16 protein-coding genes and 1 tRNA gene are annotated in these 15,696 nt (G+C 28.5%); 7 read left to right on the forward strand and 10 right to left on the reverse strand.

Annotated features, from left to right (window positions below):
- Window positions 1–26 precede the first annotated feature (26 nt).
- From bamD to LXN10_RS10765, 7 genes are all read left to right on the forward strand, one after another.
- Entirely contained in the window at window positions 27–695 is a 669-nt protein-coding gene (gene bamD, locus LXN10_RS10735) for an outer membrane protein assembly factor BamD (protein ID WP_375723015.1), read from the forward strand.
- 28 nt (window positions 696–723) lie between these two features.
- Entirely contained in the window at window positions 724–3,141 is a 2,418-nt protein-coding gene (gene lon / locus LXN10_RS10740; protein WP_375723016.1) for an endopeptidase La, read from the forward strand.
- 4 nt (window positions 3,142–3,145) lie between these two features.
- Complete coding sequence (locus tag LXN10_RS10745) at window positions 3,146–3,727, forward strand: hypothetical protein (RefSeq protein ID WP_375723017.1); 582 nt, start codon at window positions 3,146–3,148, stop codon at window positions 3,725–3,727.
- Window positions 3,717–4,244 carry a rhomboid family intramembrane serine protease gene (locus tag LXN10_RS10750; protein ID WP_375723018.1) on the forward strand — a complete coding sequence of 176 codons (528 nt, stop codon included), beginning with the start codon at window positions 3,717–3,719 and terminating at the stop codon, window positions 4,242–4,244. Before LXN10_RS10745 ends, LXN10_RS10750 begins: the two co-directional genes overlap by 11 nt.
- 266 nt (window positions 4,245–4,510) lie before the next feature.
- Window positions 4,511–5,776: a DNA polymerase Y family protein gene (locus LXN10_RS10755; RefSeq protein ID WP_375723019.1), complete on the forward strand. Its 1,266-nt coding sequence runs from the start codon at window positions 4,511–4,513 to the stop codon at window positions 5,774–5,776.
- Window positions 5,777–5,842: 66 nt separating this feature from the next.
- A complete protein-coding gene (locus LXN10_RS10760; RefSeq protein ID WP_375723020.1) occupies window positions 5,843–6,244 on the forward strand; it encodes an ester cyclase in 402 nt (133 codons plus the stop codon).
- Entirely contained in the window at window positions 6,244–7,020 is a 777-nt protein-coding gene (locus LXN10_RS10765; RefSeq protein WP_375723021.1) for a CorA family divalent cation transporter, read from the forward strand. The genes LXN10_RS10760 and LXN10_RS10765 overlap by 1 nt, the downstream gene beginning before the upstream one ends.
- A 7-nt stretch (window positions 7,021–7,027) precedes the next feature.
- On the opposite strand, the gene LXN10_RS10770 is transcribed toward LXN10_RS10765, so the two are convergent.
- From LXN10_RS10770 to LXN10_RS10815, 10 genes are all read right to left on the reverse strand, one after another.
- Window positions 7,028–8,074, reverse strand: a complete 1,047-nt coding sequence (locus LXN10_RS10770) for a peptidase M42 (RefSeq protein WP_375723022.1) — start codon at window positions 8,072–8,074, stop codon at window positions 7,028–7,030.
- 1 nt (window position 8,075) lies between these two features.
- Complete coding sequence (locus tag LXN10_RS10775) at window positions 8,076–9,122, reverse strand: succinylglutamate desuccinylase/aspartoacylase family protein (RefSeq protein WP_375723023.1); 1,047 nt, start codon at window positions 9,120–9,122, stop codon at window positions 8,076–8,078.
- A gap of 5 nt (window positions 9,123–9,127) precedes the next feature.
- Window positions 9,128–10,060, reverse strand: coding sequence for a 30S ribosomal protein S6--L-glutamate ligase (gene rimK / locus LXN10_RS10780; protein WP_375723024.1), 933 nt, complete (start codon window positions 10,058–10,060; stop codon window positions 9,128–9,130).
- 2 nt (window positions 10,061–10,062) lie between these two features.
- Window positions 10,063–10,488, reverse strand: coding sequence for an ATP-dependent zinc protease family protein (locus LXN10_RS10785; RefSeq protein ID WP_375725340.1), 426 nt, complete (start codon window positions 10,486–10,488; stop codon window positions 10,063–10,065).
- A 132-nt stretch (window positions 10,489–10,620) separates the two neighbouring features.
- Window positions 10,621–11,232 carry a TPM domain-containing protein gene (locus LXN10_RS10790; protein ID WP_375723025.1) on the reverse strand — a complete coding sequence of 204 codons (612 nt, stop codon included), beginning with the start codon at window positions 11,230–11,232 and terminating at the stop codon, window positions 10,621–10,623.
- Window positions 11,232–12,131 carry a TPM domain-containing protein gene (locus tag LXN10_RS10795; RefSeq protein ID WP_375723026.1) on the reverse strand — a complete coding sequence of 300 codons (900 nt, stop codon included), beginning with the start codon at window positions 12,129–12,131 and terminating at the stop codon, window positions 11,232–11,234. The genes LXN10_RS10790 and LXN10_RS10795 overlap by 1 nt, the downstream gene beginning before the upstream one ends.
- Window position 12,132: 1 nt before the next feature.
- Window positions 12,133–12,723: a LemA family protein gene (locus LXN10_RS10800; protein WP_375723027.1), complete on the reverse strand. Its 591-nt coding sequence runs from the start codon at window positions 12,721–12,723 to the stop codon at window positions 12,133–12,135.
- A gap of 141 nt (window positions 12,724–12,864) precedes the next feature.
- Window positions 12,865–12,948: transfer RNA gene (locus tag LXN10_RS10805), tRNA-Leu, on the reverse strand.
- Between the two features lie 92 nt (window positions 12,949–13,040).
- Window positions 13,041–15,152 carry a methyl-accepting chemotaxis protein gene (locus LXN10_RS10810; RefSeq protein ID WP_375723028.1) on the reverse strand — a complete coding sequence of 704 codons (2,112 nt, stop codon included), beginning with the start codon at window positions 15,150–15,152 and terminating at the stop codon, window positions 13,041–13,043.
- Window positions 15,153–15,280: 128 nt separating this feature from the next.
- Window positions 15,281–15,595, reverse strand: a complete 315-nt coding sequence (locus tag LXN10_RS10815; protein WP_375723029.1) for a F0F1 ATP synthase subunit C — start codon at window positions 15,593–15,595, stop codon at window positions 15,281–15,283.
- Window positions 15,596–15,696: the final 101 nt, after the last annotated feature.

The raw sequence follows: 15,696 nt of genomic DNA on the forward strand, positions 1-15,696 counted from the left end.
CTTCTTTTTACAAAAGGATATTAATAATGATTGGTTTAAACACAGTAGTAAAGAAGAGTTTGAGTTTAGTAATTATTGCAGGATTTACAATGACTCTTATATCTTGTTCATCAAAAAAAGGACCAAAAGAGTATGGTCAGCCTGCTATTTACTGGTACAATAAAATTGCTAGTGATATAGCAACTAGTGATTTAGAAGGAGCAGATGATGCTTATATTTCTTTGGAGAGTGAACATAAAAATTCACCTTTACTAGCAACTGCCTTACAAATACTTGTAAATGCACATATAGATGCAGAAGAATATGAGTTAGCAAATTTTTATATTGATGAGTATACTAAAAGATTTGGAGTTAGTAAAAGTATTGATTATTTTAGATATTTAAAAATAAAAGCAAACTTTTTGTCTTTTTCTTCTGAGTTTAGAGAACAAAACTTAATTACTCAAACACAAAATGAGATAAATGAGTTTATAGCAAAGTTCCCAAATTCACCTTATATGCCCCTTGTAGGAACAATAAATGCAAGATTAGCCATGGCTAAAGCTTCATTTGATCAAGAAATTGCAGATTTATATAAAAGAGTAGATAAACCAAAAGCTGCAAAATTTTATGAAGAAAAAGTAAGTAAAAATTGGGTAGACCCAAAAGAGATAAAAGAAGTAAATGTACCATGGTATAGATCAATATTCGAATAGTACAAAAATATTTTAGGAGTTAATTTTAATGGATTTAACAAATTATGATGAGTTTCCACAGGAATTACCATTAATTATCGAAGATGAGGTATTTTTATACCCATTTATGATTGCACCACTTTTTTTAAATAATAAAACAAATATTAGTGCAGTTGAAAAAGCAATAAATGAAAATAAGTTAGTAATAGTTGCTGTCAGTAAAGATGGGCAAGAGAGTCAAGAAAGAGCTGATGGTCAATTTTATGATGTTGGTGTAATAGGTAACATTATGAGAAAAGTATCTTTACCAGATGGTAAGATAAAAGTACTTTTTCAAGGTTTAGCAAAGGGAAGAATAAGTGAATTTAAAGCTGATAACCCAGATGTTTGCCAAGTAGAATTAATAGAAACAAAACCATATTCACTAGAGAGTGTTACTTCTATATTAAATATTCTTAGAGAAAATGTAGGTAAATTATCAAAAATAAATACTAAGTTTCCAGTTGATTTGATAAAAACTATTGATGAAAATAATGATGCAGTTAGAATTGCAGATTTAATTTCTTCTGTTTTAAAAGTGACTAAATCACAATCATATAAACTTTTTTCTCAAACAGACATTGAAGCTAGATTAGTAGCTATCATAGAAATAATACAAAAAGAGATAGAAAATTTCAAAATTCAAAAAGATATTACTCAAAAAGTAAATTCAAAAATTGAAAAGACACACAAGGATTATTTTCTAAAAGAGCAAATAAAAGCAATACAACAAGAACTTGGAACTGGAAATAAAAAAGATGAAGAGGTAAAATCTTATTCAAAAAGATTAAAAAAACTTAAACCTTTTATGGGAAAAGATGCTTTCAAAGAGACAAAAAAACAAATTGAAAAGCTTTCTCGTATGCATCAAGATTCACCAGATGCTTCACTTTTACAAACATATGTAGAGCAAGTTTTAGATATCCCATTTGGACAATATTCAGATGAATTGATATCTGTAGATGCAGTTGAAAAACAACTAAATAAAGATCACTACTCACTAGAAAAAGCAAAAGAGAGAATCTCTGAGTATTTTGCAGTAAAACAACTTTTAGAACAAAGAGGAGTTGAAAATGCAAAATCAAGAGGTACAGTACTCTGTTTTGTGGGACCTCCAGGTGTTGGTAAAACTTCTTTAGCAAACTCTATTTCAAAAGCATTAAAAAGACCACTTGTAAGAGTTGCTTTAGGTGGGATGGAAGATGTAAATGAACTAAGAGGTCATAGAAGAACTTATGTTGGAGCAATGCCAGGAAGACTTGTAAAAGGCTTGGTTGATGCTAAAAAAATGAATCCTGTAATGGTTCTTGATGAAATAGATAAATTAGGAGCAAATAACAGAGGTGATCCAACAGCTGTTATGCTTGAAGTTTTAGACCCTGAGCAAAATAATGAATTTAGAGATTTATATCTAAACTTTGCAATAGATTTATCACAAGTTATATTTGTATCAACTGCAAATGATGCTAGAAGAATACCAGCAGCACTTAGAGATAGAATGGAGTTTATTGAAATATCTTCATATACTCCAAATGAAAAATATCATATCGCAAAAGATTACTTGATACCTCAAGAGTTAGAAAAGCATGGTCTTAAAAAGACTGAAATAAGTATGAGTCAAACAACTGTTGAGATGATTATTTCAAAATATACAAGAGAAGCAGGGGTTAGAAATCTTAGACGAGTATTTTCTAAATTATTTAGAAAAGCTGCTAAGAAAATATTATCTAAAGATGAATCTAAAGTTTTAATTAATACTAAAAATTTAAAAGAGTTCTTGGATAATCCTATTTTTGAAATAGACCCAGCAGATAAAAAGAATATGATAGGTGTTGCTAATGGTTTAGCTTGGACAGCTGTCGGTGGAGATGTTTTAAAAATCGAAGCTATAAAACTAAAAGGTAAAGGTAGCTTAGTTGTTACTGGAAATCTAGGTGATGTAATGAAAGAGTCATCAAGAATTTCATACTCAGTTGTAAAAGTTTTAATTGATGAAGGTAGACTAAAAATTGATTCAAAAAGTATTCCTAAGTCTTTAAAAGAAAAAGATGAAAATACAGTTTTAGAGTCAAGTGAAATTTATAAAAGATATGATATTCACTTGCACATTCCAGAAGGTGCAACTCCTAAAGATGGACCAAGTGCTGGTATTACAATGGCTTTAACTATTGCTTCAATATTAAGCAATAAAGAGATTAAATCTGACCTTTGTATGACAGGTGAACTAACACTTACTGGAAAAGTTTTACCAATAGGTGGATTAAAAGAAAAACTAATCGCAGCTTTTAAAGCAAAAATGAAAAAAGCTTTAATCCCTAGAAAAAATTATGAAAGAGATTTAGAAGATATTCCTGAGGAAGTTAAAAAAGCTCTAGAAATAAAACCAGTAGATAAAATTGAAGATGTACTAAAAGAGGGTTTGATTTAATTTTATGAGCGCAAGTCAAAGAAGAATAAGCCAAACAGTAAATAACTTTTTTACTTTGGTTTCTATTATAATACTTGCGGTTGTAATTACTCTTTATTCAAAATTTGGACCAAAAGTGAAAAAAGAAAATAGAGTTAACTCTAACTTACAATGTCAAAAAGAGACTTTCACTTTTGATTCTATTACAAGACCTGAACTCTTAAAAGATGCAAACTATTATTTAAAAAATGGTTTGTATGTTTTAAGTGGAGGTTTTACAAAACCTCGATTTGGAAAGTTTTATTTAAAAGATAAAATCTCTATAGATGAAGCAGATAATTTTTTTAAAACTTCAATTTCTTTTCCTCAAAGAGAAAATCCAGTAAAATACTTAAAAATAAAATATGAAATTATAGAAAATGATAAAAATGACCCTAGAAAAAAAGATGAAAAAAGTAAATCTTTTGCTGGAACTATATTAAGCTCTTTTAGAATAAATGGAAAAGAGGTTTTTATGATGGAAACAAACTTTTTACATTATGATAAAAATGAGATTAAAAATAGAATAGAATGTACAATAAAGGCTTTTAAACACAATGCAAAATGAAAAACTAATAACTGTCACAAATATAATTATTTTTATTACGGTTTTAATGTACATTATTCAAATAAATATGCCTAATGGTTCTTTATATTTAGGACTAAACATGTTCTTTCTTGAGGGACTTTGGTATCAACCTTTATCTACAATGTTTGCCCATGGTGGAGTAGGGCATATATTGATGAATATGTTTGTACTTTTTCAATTTGGAAATATGATAGAAAAATATAGAGGTGTAAAAGCCTTATTAGTTCTTTATTTCATAGGTGGAGTTATAACTTCATTATTGAGTTTTTATTTTATGCAAGCAATTGGTATGAATAATAACTTAGTAGGTGCTTCAGGAGCAATTTGTGTGCTTTTAGGCTATGTTGCACTTATTGATACCTATCAAAGAAAAGGTATCATTACTTGGATTTTAATAATATCTGTTGCACCTGTTTTAATAGGTCTTCCAGTAGCTTGGTATGCTCATCTTATTGGTTTGGCTGTTGGTTTTGTTATGGGTAAATTTTTTAAATAAATTAATTTACAAAATAAGTAACTATACTCATAACAGCTATTACGAAAAAAATACCAATAAAAATCTCTTTTAATTTAATAGTAGGGTTTAAAATCCCACAATAGGGACATTGTCTTAATTTAGGTTCTATTTGGCTTTTACAGTTTCTACAAGGTTCTATTTTTTATCCTTTAAAATTGAAAATATACAGCAATATTTTTTTAAAGTCAAATATTACATTATGCCATTTTATATCAAATTGTAATAAAATATTGTATAATAGCTCTATGATTATACACCTAGATATCGATTCATTTTTTGTATCTGCCCATAGAACACTAGACAGTACACTATTAGGCAAAGCAGTTGCTGTTGGAGGAAGAAGTAATACATCAATATTTGATAATAAATCAAATGATAAAAAAGTACTAAGTGAAAGTAATGGTGCTTTTGTTAGTTCTATTTTAACTAAAAATAGTAAAACTTCTAAAGAGTACTACAAAGACCAAAATGGACGAATAAGAGGAATAATCACAACATCTTCTTATGAAGCTAGAAAACATGGTGTAAAAACTGCTATGAGTGTAAATGAAGCTTTAATGCTTTGTCCTCATTTGATAATGATTCCACCTGATTATTCTTTGTATCATGACTTATCCCAAAAACTTAATAAATATTTGTATACAAAAACACCCCATGTGGAACAATCTAGTATTGATGAATTTTATATAGATTTAAGTGGATATATTGAAGATAGTGATATAGAAAATTTTGCAAAAGAGTTAAAAAAGGAAGTTTTTGAAAAGTTTAAATTACCAATATCTATTGGGATTGCAAACACAAAATACATAGCAAAACTTGCAACAAATGGTGCAAAACCAGATGGTATAAAAATAGTACAACAAGATGAAGTCTATGATTTTATAAAAGATAAAGCAATCTCAGAATTCCCAGGTATAGGAAAAGGTACTGAAAAAAAATTATTGGCACATGGAATTAGAAGGTTAGGTCAAATAAGAGATAAAAAAGAGCTTTTTTATTCATGGAAAAAATCTGGAATACAACTTTTTAATAGAGTATTAGGATTAGATAAAGAAAAGACACAAACAAGAACTTCTAAAAAATCAATAGGAATAGGACGAACTTTTGATCCTGTACAAGATAGATCTGAGATAAATAGAAGACTTGTAATCTTATGTAGATATCTTAGTTTTTTAGTATTTAAAGAAAAAGTTACTCCTCAAACATTTTTTTTACAAATAAGTTATGACTACAAAAGTAAATCAAAAGATTATATTAATACAAATAGACTTTTTAATGAAACATACTTTAAAAACTCAATTTTACAGCTTTTTAAAGATATTGATATTCATCCAACCCATCATATTGTCCAATTAAATCTATCAGTATCAAATTTTACTGAAAATAAAAATCATAGTTTTGATCTTTTTGAATATGAAAATGATAAAAAGAATTTGGAGTTAACAAATAAAATTAATAAGCTAAGAGATAAGTATGGAATTGATATTATTAAAAATGCAACGGAACTTTAGTCAAGTTAAGTGAAAAAAAAAGAAAAAAAGTAGTATAATTTTTTAAAATTACAAAAAAGAGAGAAAATGAACAAAAATAAAGAAATTGTAAAATCTTATTATGAAAATCTTTGGAATAAAAAAGATAAAACATATATTGATAAACTATTTCATGATGATATACTTTTTAGAGGTACATTAGATGTTGAAACGCATGGTAAAAAAGAGTTTGAAGAGTACTTTGATATGATTTTACATGCCCTTCCAAATTTATATCATGGGGTTGAACTTATGATTGCAGAAAACAATTTGGTAAGTGCAAGAGCTATATATAATGGAACTCACTTAGGAAAACTTTTTGATATAGAGGCAACTAATAAAAGAATAAGATATAACGGAGCTTCATTTTTTAGAATAGAAGATGAAAAAATCAAAGAGATTTGGGTTTTAGGTGATCTAAATTCATTATATAAACAATTAAGTAAATAATGAAATTAAATACAATAGATGATTTTCATCTAACTGATATTGATAATGAAGCCCACCCTTCAATATTTTTCAAAGATGAAAATTATGATTTATTTATAATCAGAATTCCAAAGTTAACCAATAATAGAGTAGTGCCTGTAAGTAAAGCTTTTATAATTACTGATAATTCTTATTTTTATTATGATAGAAAAAACAAAAATTTTATTGATTTAAAAAATATTGATGGATTTTATGAGTTTTTAAATAAAGATGTTGATTCTATAATGCGTATGGTAAATGCTTATATAAATGAAATAGAAGATATTGAAGATAGCTTTTATGAAAATAATATAGATAAAAACTTTAATAAAAAATGGTTTTCTTACAAAAATGATTTTATCAAGATGAATAGAGTTTTATTCAAATGTGTTGAAGTTATTGCAATTTTGATAAATGATTATAAAAAAGATGATGATTATTTAAAGAGTAATTTTGAAGATATGCAAGAGCACTTAAATAGAGCACATAGAAATTCTGGTATGTTATTAGAAAAACTTGATGCTTTGCATAATTCATATATAGTAGAAAATAATGAACAGATGAATAGAACTGTTTATATACTGACTTTATTATCAGGAGTATTTTTACCCTTAAATTTAATTGTGGGATTTTTTGGTATGAATACTACTTCTTTGCCTTTCACCCAAGGAATAGGTGGAACTCAACTTGTAATAAATATACTTTTTTTCTCCGCAATTATGTCAATACTTTTAGTATTTTTTATAAAAAAAAGATAACTATTTTTTAGTTATCTTTATTTTCAATGTAAAGTTTTGATAAAATCAAAACCATAGAGTCTATAGATTTTTTAGTAGTTGTTTCTCTTACTGTATGATATCCAATAGTTGGAATTTGAAGAGTTGTACCTTGAATCTCACCATCTGTTGCATCAATTATTCTTCCTAACTCTGTAACTCCTACAGAGCCTTTTGTTCCTGCACTTAACATTTGATTTTCTAAATATGCATCTTTATAATGGTAACTTATATTATTTTCAATAACTATTTTTTTTAGTTTTTCTTCTAAAGGTGATTTGAAAACAGCATTTTCATCTCTATTTCTCAACACAATATCTAAATTTGTAATATGATCTACACTACTGTAAGGACTTGTATCTAAAACAAGAAGTTCATCTGTTGTAGTATTTAATCTTCTAAAATATTCAAGTAAAAATCTCCAACTTTTACCAGCTTCTTCACTTGCTGTAAAAAATGCAGTTCCTTGGTAGCCAAGATGGTATAAATAAATAATCATAGCAATAGAGATAACATTATCAAGTTGAGCTGAAACTAATCCATTCTCATCTATATTTAAAGTATCCATAAAAGCTATGGCCGTTCCAGGCAAAAGATGCTTAAGTCCATCGATTTTGAAAATGATATTTTTTCTTCTATCGCAAAGAAAAGCATCTTTTATAACTCCCATTCCCAAATAACTTCCAGACCAAGGCTCATATGATTGAACTTTGTGATCCATAAATCTCATCTCAAAGTTTTTTAAAAGTTTTTCAGAGTTTGAATTTCCCCTTAAATCGGCTTGGTTTTTTGCAATAAAGGCAGCATATTGGAATTCATTTTGTCCAGTACAAATAAGTCCATGTCTATCTGCATGGGCAGAAATATAGCCACTTTCAGGAGTATTTCCTTTAGCGACCAAAACTCCATCATAATATTCAACTGTTAAATCTAACTCTTCAAGCTCTCTTTTTACTCGCATAAAAAAAGGGTGTTCTGCTCCAACAACACTTGGTGTTCTAATTAGCTGTTTTAAAATATCGTAAAATTTTTCCATGTTATTCTATTATCTCTTCATTATTTAATTCGTAAAATTCACTTTGTTTTATGGCATCTTCATTAAAGTATTCCATTTTATTCTCTGCAATATTTAAATTACCAAATTTTGCTATGTGAAAAACCGCATCACCTTCTTGCACAAGTGGAATTTGAGATTTTCCTATAATGATTCCATCAAAGGGAGCTAATATTTCAAAGCTATTATCATCTAATGGCTCATCAATATACGCAATAACTTCATTCTCTTTTACAATTTCACCTAAGGCTTTTATTGTTCTTATCATTCCACTTTCACTTGCTCTTATCCATTTACTTACCCTTGAAGTTATTGGTGCTTTGCTACCTTTTCGTAAAACTTTTGGAAGCATGGCATTTTCCCTTAAAACATTGATAATACCTTTTACCCCAATTCTTATACATGTTTCATCGAAACGCAAAGCTTCACCTGCTTCATAAAGAAGTATTGGAATACCACTTTCTTCGCCTTCTGCTCTTAGTGACCCATCTCTTAATTCAGAGTGTAAGATAACAGGTGCACCAAAAGCACGAGCTAGTTTTAGAGTATATTCATTATCCATATTTGTTCTTATTTGTGGTAAGTTTGATTTGTGAATAGAGGCTGTATGTAAGTCAATTCCTAAGTCACATTTTGAAACTATCTCTTCAAAAAAGATTTTTGCAATTCTACTGGCAATAGAGCCTTTACCACTTCCTGGAAAACTTCTATTTAAATCTCTTCTATCAGGAAGATATCTAGATAGTGTCATAACTCCATAAACATTTACAATGGGTGCAAAGATTATAGTTCCATGTAGTTTTTTTAAAATATTTAGTTTTCTGATTCTTCTAATAATCTCTATACCATTTAATTCATCCCCATGAATTGCTGCACTGATAAAAACTATCGGTCCTGCTTTTTTACCTCGTATTACTCTTATTGGCAAATTTGTAGGAGTATTATAAAGTTTTGGTAACTCTAAATTTATCTTTACTTCTTTTCCCCTTGGTACAACAATACCACCAATTACCAAATCACTACTTTGCATCTAGTTTAAGCTCCAATATTATCTTTTTTTATTTTTCTTTTTTTAGTACTTTTTTCTGATGCTGGAGTTACACTTTTTTCAATATAATCCATGATTTTACTTGCAATATCTAGATTTGTCGATTTTTCAATTCCTTCTAATCCAGGACTTGAATTTACTTCCATAACAAGTGGTCCTCTAGATGAGGGTATCATATCCACTCCACAAACTCCAAGACCCATAGCTTTGGCAGCTGCTATTGCAGTTGATTTTTCTTTTCTTGTTAGTTTATGTGCTGTAGCACTTCCACCTTGGTGAAGGTTTGATCTAAAGTCACCTTCTGCACCTTGTCTTTTCATGGCTCCTACAACTTCTCCATTTACAACCAATACTCTAATATCAGCCCCTCCTGCTTCTTCAATATACTCTTGAACAAGTAAGTTTACATCCATACCATAAAAAGCATCAAGAACAGACTTTGCAGCTTTTTCACTATCAACTAAAACGACACCAACACCTTGAGTTCCTTCAAGTATTTTAAGAACCAAAGGCGCTCCACCAGATAGAGCAATAACATCTTTCGCACTTGATTTATTTGAAGCAAATACTGTTTTTGGCATATCAACATCATTCTTTGAAAGAACTTGTAAACTTCTTAGTTTATCTCTACTTCTTGTAATTGCTAAATTTCCAGATGTACTAAATACATCCATCATCTCAAAGTGTCTTACCATTGCTGCACCATAAAAAGTTCTACTTGCTCCAATTCTTGGAATTATTGCATCAGGAGTAGGTAATACTTTTCCTAAATAATTTATGATAAGTTCACCTTTCATTATCTCAATGGTACATTTTAAATAATCAATTACTTTTACTTCCCACTTTTTTGCTTCTGCTGCTTCTACTAATCTTCTTGTTGAATACAACTCTTTATTTCTTGATAATATATAAACTCTCATGATTATTTTTCCTCTTTTTTATTACATAAATACTCTTGCGAAACATCAACTAAAAACTTATCTTTTAAAAATCTTCTTCCAATTAACATAGGAAACTTCATATCGGCTCTATTAGTTAGGGAAATGATACTTTTGTATTTTTTACCAAAAAATTTCACAGTAATTTTTATTGAAGGTCTTATTTGAACTGTTCCATTTGAACTTTTCACGCGTTTTATTTTATATATGGGTAAAGTTATTCTTTTACCATGATATGAAGCATGTACTTCATCAAGTAAAGTAAAACTTACTTTATCTTCTTCAATTTCAATATCATCACAATGTAAAGCATTTGAATCAGCACCCGTATCCACTTTAGCATCTAAATCAAACAATTCCAAGTCAAGTATTGAGATACTCTCTTTTCTTCCAACTATCTTTTTTTCGATGAAATATCCTTTATAGTTTTAAAAATTATATCATACTTTGGCATTAAATTATTAGGTGAATTTATTTGAAGAATTTTTGATTTAGAATTTTATTGTGAAATATTGAAAATGAAGTAATAGCAACTTTTAAATTTAAAGTTCTATTACTTCATTACTAAGTTCATTTATGTCATTTTCTTTTATTGGAAAATTTTCTATTAAGATTTCACTACAACTTTTTATTGCAGTTTTGTATCCTTCTTCAAATTCTTTATTTTTGACATCTTTTATAAATTGGTTTACTATTTCTTGCCAATATGTATCATCTATTTTTTCTTTTACATTTTTATCTGTAATTATTTCTACATATTTTTCTTCAATTGATACAAAAAACATGATTGCTAGTTTTGTTTGAGTGTCATAAAGCCCTTGATTAATAAACTCTTCTTTGGCCTTTTTTGAGGCTTTGTTATACTTATATTTTTTTGGTAAAAGATATAAAAAGTACTGTTTAAAATTATGAAAAAAGAGTATAAAAAATGCAAAAGTTGATAATTGTATCTCGAAAAACATTATGCTATTTGCATCAAAATATAAGCTTATAAGTGAAACTAAAAATGTAAAAACTAAAGAAAATATTAAAATCAATAGATTATAAGAAGATGAGAAGTCTGTAATTACAGCAACAAGTTCCGCAGAGCTTTTTTCTTCAAGTTTTTTAATCTCTTTTTCTATAGCTTCTTTTTGATTATTATTTAAATACATTACCATCCTCCACTAGCGCCACCGCCACCAAAACTTCCACCGCCTCCGCCGAAGCTGCCACCAAAACTACTAGAACCTGAACTAAAGCCACCACCAAAGCCAGATCCAAAACCAATGCTATTATATCTAGAACTACGGTTTGAATTATTTGTTGAATTTCCTATCTTGCTATTAACTCTAAAAATTGTTAAAGTAAAAAAGATAAACGCAATAAGTGAGATAATAAAGCTACCTGTACCAATTGTAATAAAAAGTCCAGCAAACCCACCAAATGTCATTGATTGAAAAATTCTTGATGTCTTTTTTAAGTTCATTTTAGCAAATATTGTACCAATAAATGGAGCTAAAAATATTATCATAAAGTATAAAATAAATAGTGGGAATATATTCCCACTACTACTAGTATGTGTTTCTTGTTTATATTCACCTTTTATTGAACTAATAATTGCATTAGTTCCTTCTAAAATTCCTTTATAATAATCACCTTTTTTAAAATATGGTTTGATTTTATATTCGATTATTTCGTGAGATCTAGCATCTGTTAAACTTCCTTCTAATCCATATCCAACTTCGATTCTGATTTTCTTTTCTTTCATTGAAACAATTAATAAAACACCATTATCTTTATCTTTTTGTCCGATTTTCCAATATCTTCCTATTTGATAACCATAATCTTCTATTTCATTACCATCAAGAGATTTTAAAGTCAAAATAACTATTTGATTTGAAGTCTCTTTTTCTTGGGCATTTATTATATTTGTTAAAGTCTCTTTTTGATTTGAAGTTAAAATCCCTGCATTGTCAACTACTCTTCCTGTTAATTTAGGAAAAGCAATATCTGCTACAAGTAGGCTTTGTAAAAGTAAGATACTAAAAAGTATAAAAACTATTTTTTTCATTTTAGAAGTTTACTTTTGGTGTTTCTTGTTCTTTTTGAGTAGCTGTAAAATTCTCTTTTACTTTAGCTTCAGGATAAAGAATTGCTGCAATAATTTTTCCAGGGAAAGTTCTTAATTCCATATTATATTTTTTTACACTTTCTATGTAATCTCTTCTTGCAACTGATATTCTATTTTCAGTTCCTTCAAGTTGAGATTGCAATGCTAAAAAGTTCTTATCAGCTTTTAGATTTGGATATTTTTCAACAACAACCATAAGTCTAGAAAGTGCAGAACTTAAAGCTCCTTGTGCTTGTTGAAATTGTTGAACTAATTTAGGATTTGATAACATATCTGGAGTCAAAGATATTTTCCCTACATTTGCTCTTGCTTGAGTCACTTCAGTTAGAGTAGATTTTTCATGTTCTGCATATCCTTTTACAGTTGATACTAAGTTAGGAATTAAATCGGCTCTTCTTTTATATTGATTTTGAAGTTGTGAAAAAGATGCTTTTACATTTTCATCTAATGTTGGTACATTATTAACATTTGCAAATAAAACTCCAATAAATGCTAAAACAATCACACCTACTACTATTAAAAATGTTTTCATTATAAACCTTTATTTTTAAGTACTAGTATGGTATTCAAATTTTAATTAACAAGTAATGAAAAGAGTTTTATTTTAGTAAAAAAGTTGTAAGAGGAAGGTATGTATTAAGTATAATTAAAAATTGTTGTGTATAAAGTTTTTTGGTGCAGATGATGAGATTTGAACTCACACGACTTTCGCCACGAGCCCCTCAAGCCCGCGTGTCTACCATTCCACCACATCTGCACAAAAAAGAGGTAGAATTATATCTAGTTTTTCTAAAAAATAAGTTATAAAAACAAAAAGCTCAAAGGATAGATTTGAGCTTTTATAGGAATTTATTTGTTTCTAAATTCTTTTTGATTTACTGTCTCTAAAATTTTACTTGCTATTTCAGATGATTTCAAAGCAATATCGTGTGTTTGTGTTGCTACAGAAGCGTTTTTCTGAGTTTGAACATCAAGTCTATTTACTACATCGTTTATTTGTTCAATACCAGTTCTTTGCTCTTTTGAAGAGTCAGCGATATCTGATATAAGGCCTGTAGTTTGAGAAAGGTTTTCTTTTAGTTTTATATAACCATGAATCATGTCATCAGCTATTTTTTTACCATTATTTGTTTTGTCTGTTGCATTTTCAACTAATGTTTTTATCTCTTTTGCAGCTTCTGCACTTCTTGAAGCTAAATTTCGCACTTCTGCTGCAACAACTGCAAAACCTTTTCCTGCTTCGCCTGCAGTAGCAGCTTCAACAGCAGCATTTAGACTTAAGATATTTGTTTGAAATGCAATTTGGTCAATAACAATAATTGCATCAGCTATGGCTTGCGTTTGTTCATTTATTGAGTTCATAGAATCAACTGTAGTGTTGGCTAATCCTTGTCCCTCTTCAATTGATGCTGATAATTCATTAGAATGCTTAGCCATAGTTGCTATTCTTTCAGTATTTGATATAACTGTACTTGTGATTTCTTCTAATGCAGCAGCTGTTTCTTCTAGAGATGCAGCAGTTTGATTCGATGAAGTATTTAATATATCAACATTTTTTAATAAGATTTTTGAACTATCATCTAGTGTTAAACCATTTGATTTGTTCTCTTGAAGCATCTCATTAATTATGTCCGATAAGTTATTTAAACCTTTTGCAATATTACCATTAGCCTCTGGAATGTTGTTAACAAAGTTTAATTTAGCATATTCTTCAAGTTGAGCCAAAATTGGATTTATGTCATTATTAACATTTTGTTTAATAGTTTCAATCATATGATTTAAGATGTCTTTTAATTCATTAAGAGATTTTGTAGAAGTTGTTTTTTCTACTTTTACATCTAGTCTTCCTTCGTTTACATGGGAAACGACATACTTAACATTATCAATTAAAGCTCTATCTTCTTCAATATTTTTTGCAATTGATTCCATCTCTTTGTTTATTACTTTTGCCATATTTCCAAATTCATCATTTGTTTTTATATCAAGTTTATTTATATGTTTTTCTTCACCTTTTAAGTATTGGAAAAAAAACTCTAAACCACTTTCTACAGTTTTAAGAGGGGATAAAATTTTTACTAGTGCAAAATAAAGAAGAAATAAAATCACAATTAGTAGTACTAGGTATAATATTATCTCAGTTAGAAGATGTTTTTTTATTTCTTTTACAATCGCATTTTTATCAAGTTGAATTAATAATTTCCAATTTGTTAATGGAATAGTATTATAAACAACCATTTGAGTATTTCCATTATCATTTGCTTCTGCAAAGTATAAGCTTTTGTCTGATTTTATTTGTTCATAGACTTTACTTTGTTTATCTATTTGTTTTTTATCTTTATGAACAATAATTTTCCCACTATTATCAAGTAAATATGCAAATCCAATATTATTTAAATTGACATTTAAAATTGTATCAACTATTGTGTCAATAAAAATATCAGAACCAATTACTCCTATGATTTTTCCATCTCTTTTAATAGGTGAAGATACAGAAATTACAAGTTTTTTTGTATCATAATCGATATAAGGTTCGCTAACTGTAGTATTTTCTATTTTATACCATGGTCTTGCTCTTGAATCATAATCATGGGTTTGTGGAGTTCTAAATGTGCCATCATATTGAAGAAAATTTCCATTTTCGCCTATACCTAAATATAGACCTTCAAATTTACCAGCAATCTTCCCAAGTCTTAGTCTTTTTACTATTTCCTCATTTTTTATATCTAATGTAAGTGGTGTTATTTCTTTTGCAACTGCTTCTACAATATCAATTTTTGATTGAAGATAATCATTAATAGAAATTGTTGCAGATTTTGCAATAGTTAACTCTTTATTTTTAGTAAGATTATATTCAGAATTATAATTGTTATAAGAATTATAAAAGCCTAAAATAGCAAATGAAAGCAAGACACTTAGAAATATAAGTACAAGTACTTTTTTCTTAATAGTTGTATTTTTCATATTTATTCCTTTGTTCTTAATTATATTTTAATTAAGTGTCTTTTTGGTGTCAAAAAAGGAATAAAAAAAGGGGTCAAGAGAAAACTCTTGACCCCTTTTAGATTTTATTAAATCTGTAGATTTAAATATTAACCTAGGAATGGATTTGCATATAATGCAATCATTGCAACAACAAGTGCATAAATAACTTGTGCTTCGATCATCGCTAAAGCAATGAACATTGTTGTCATTAATTTTCCACCTAAACCTGGGTTTCTAGCAGTACCAGCGATAGTTGCAGCAGCAGTGTTACCCATACCAATAGCACCACCAAGTGCAGCAAGACCTAAACCAATACCAGCAGCTACTACAGAGTAAGCTTTTAAAGTTTCATTTGCAACTTCACCGTCAGCAGCGAAAGCTACACCAGCGATAGCTAGCATTAAAAGAACGATTTTTTTCATTCTATATCCTTATAATATATTTTGTTTACAAAGTCTGTTCGGATAGCGTAACCAATCTATAAATAGACTAGCAATACTTACATAAATGCAAATATTTCCCT

It is taken from the genome of Arcobacter iocasae, from assembly GCF_042214795.1.
In the GTDB taxonomy this organism is placed as follows: Bacteria; Campylobacterota; Campylobacteria; order Campylobacterales; family Arcobacteraceae; genus Arcobacter; species Arcobacter iocasae.

What these genes read in the sequence shown, in the direction of transcription:
- LXN10_RS10745 (WP_375723017.1), top strand. Translation starts at nt 3,146, where the DNA reads ATGAGCGCAAGTCAAAGAAGAATAAGCCAAACAGTAAATAACTTTTTT.
- LXN10_RS10765 (WP_375723021.1), top strand. Translation starts at nt 6,244, where the DNA reads ATGAAATTAAATACAATAGATGATTTTCATCTAACTGATATTGATAAT.
- LXN10_RS10790 (WP_375723025.1), bottom strand. Translation starts at nt 11,232, where the DNA reads ATGTATTTAAATAATAATCAAAAAGAAGCTATAGAAAAAGAGATTAAA.
- LXN10_RS10775 (WP_375723023.1), bottom strand. Translation starts at nt 9,122, where the DNA reads ATGCAAAGTAGTGATTTGGTAATTGGTGGTATTGTTGTACCAAGGGGA.
- LXN10_RS10795 (WP_375723026.1), bottom strand. Translation starts at nt 12,131, where the DNA reads ATGAAAAAAATAGTTTTTATACTTTTTAGTATCTTACTTTTACAAAGC.
- rimK (WP_375723024.1), bottom strand. Translation starts at nt 10,060, where the DNA reads ATGAGAGTTTATATATTATCAAGAAATAAAGAGTTGTATTCAACAAGA.
- LXN10_RS10800 (WP_375723027.1), bottom strand. Translation starts at nt 12,723, where the DNA reads ATGAAAACATTTTTAATAGTAGTAGGTGTGATTGTTTTAGCATTTATT.
- LXN10_RS10750 (WP_375723018.1), top strand. Translation starts at nt 3,717, where the DNA reads ATGCAAAATGAAAAACTAATAACTGTCACAAATATAATTATTTTTATT.
- LXN10_RS10760 (WP_375723020.1), top strand. Translation starts at nt 5,843, where the DNA reads ATGAACAAAAATAAAGAAATTGTAAAATCTTATTATGAAAATCTTTGG.
- lon (WP_375723016.1), top strand. Translation starts at nt 724, where the DNA reads ATGGATTTAACAAATTATGATGAGTTTCCACAGGAATTACCATTAATT.
- LXN10_RS10815 (WP_375723029.1), bottom strand. Translation starts at nt 15,595, where the DNA reads ATGAAAAAAATCGTTCTTTTAATGCTAGCTATCGCTGGTGTAGCTTTC.
- LXN10_RS10755 (WP_375723019.1), top strand. Translation starts at nt 4,511, where the DNA reads ATGATTATACACCTAGATATCGATTCATTTTTTGTATCTGCCCATAGA.
- bamD (WP_375723015.1), top strand. Translation starts at nt 27, where the DNA reads ATGATTGGTTTAAACACAGTAGTAAAGAAGAGTTTGAGTTTAGTAATT.
- LXN10_RS10810 (WP_375723028.1), bottom strand. Translation starts at nt 15,152, where the DNA reads ATGAAAAATACAACTATTAAGAAAAAAGTACTTGTACTTATATTTCTA.
- LXN10_RS10770 (WP_375723022.1), bottom strand. Translation starts at nt 8,074, where the DNA reads ATGGAAAAATTTTACGATATTTTAAAACAGCTAATTAGAACACCAAGT.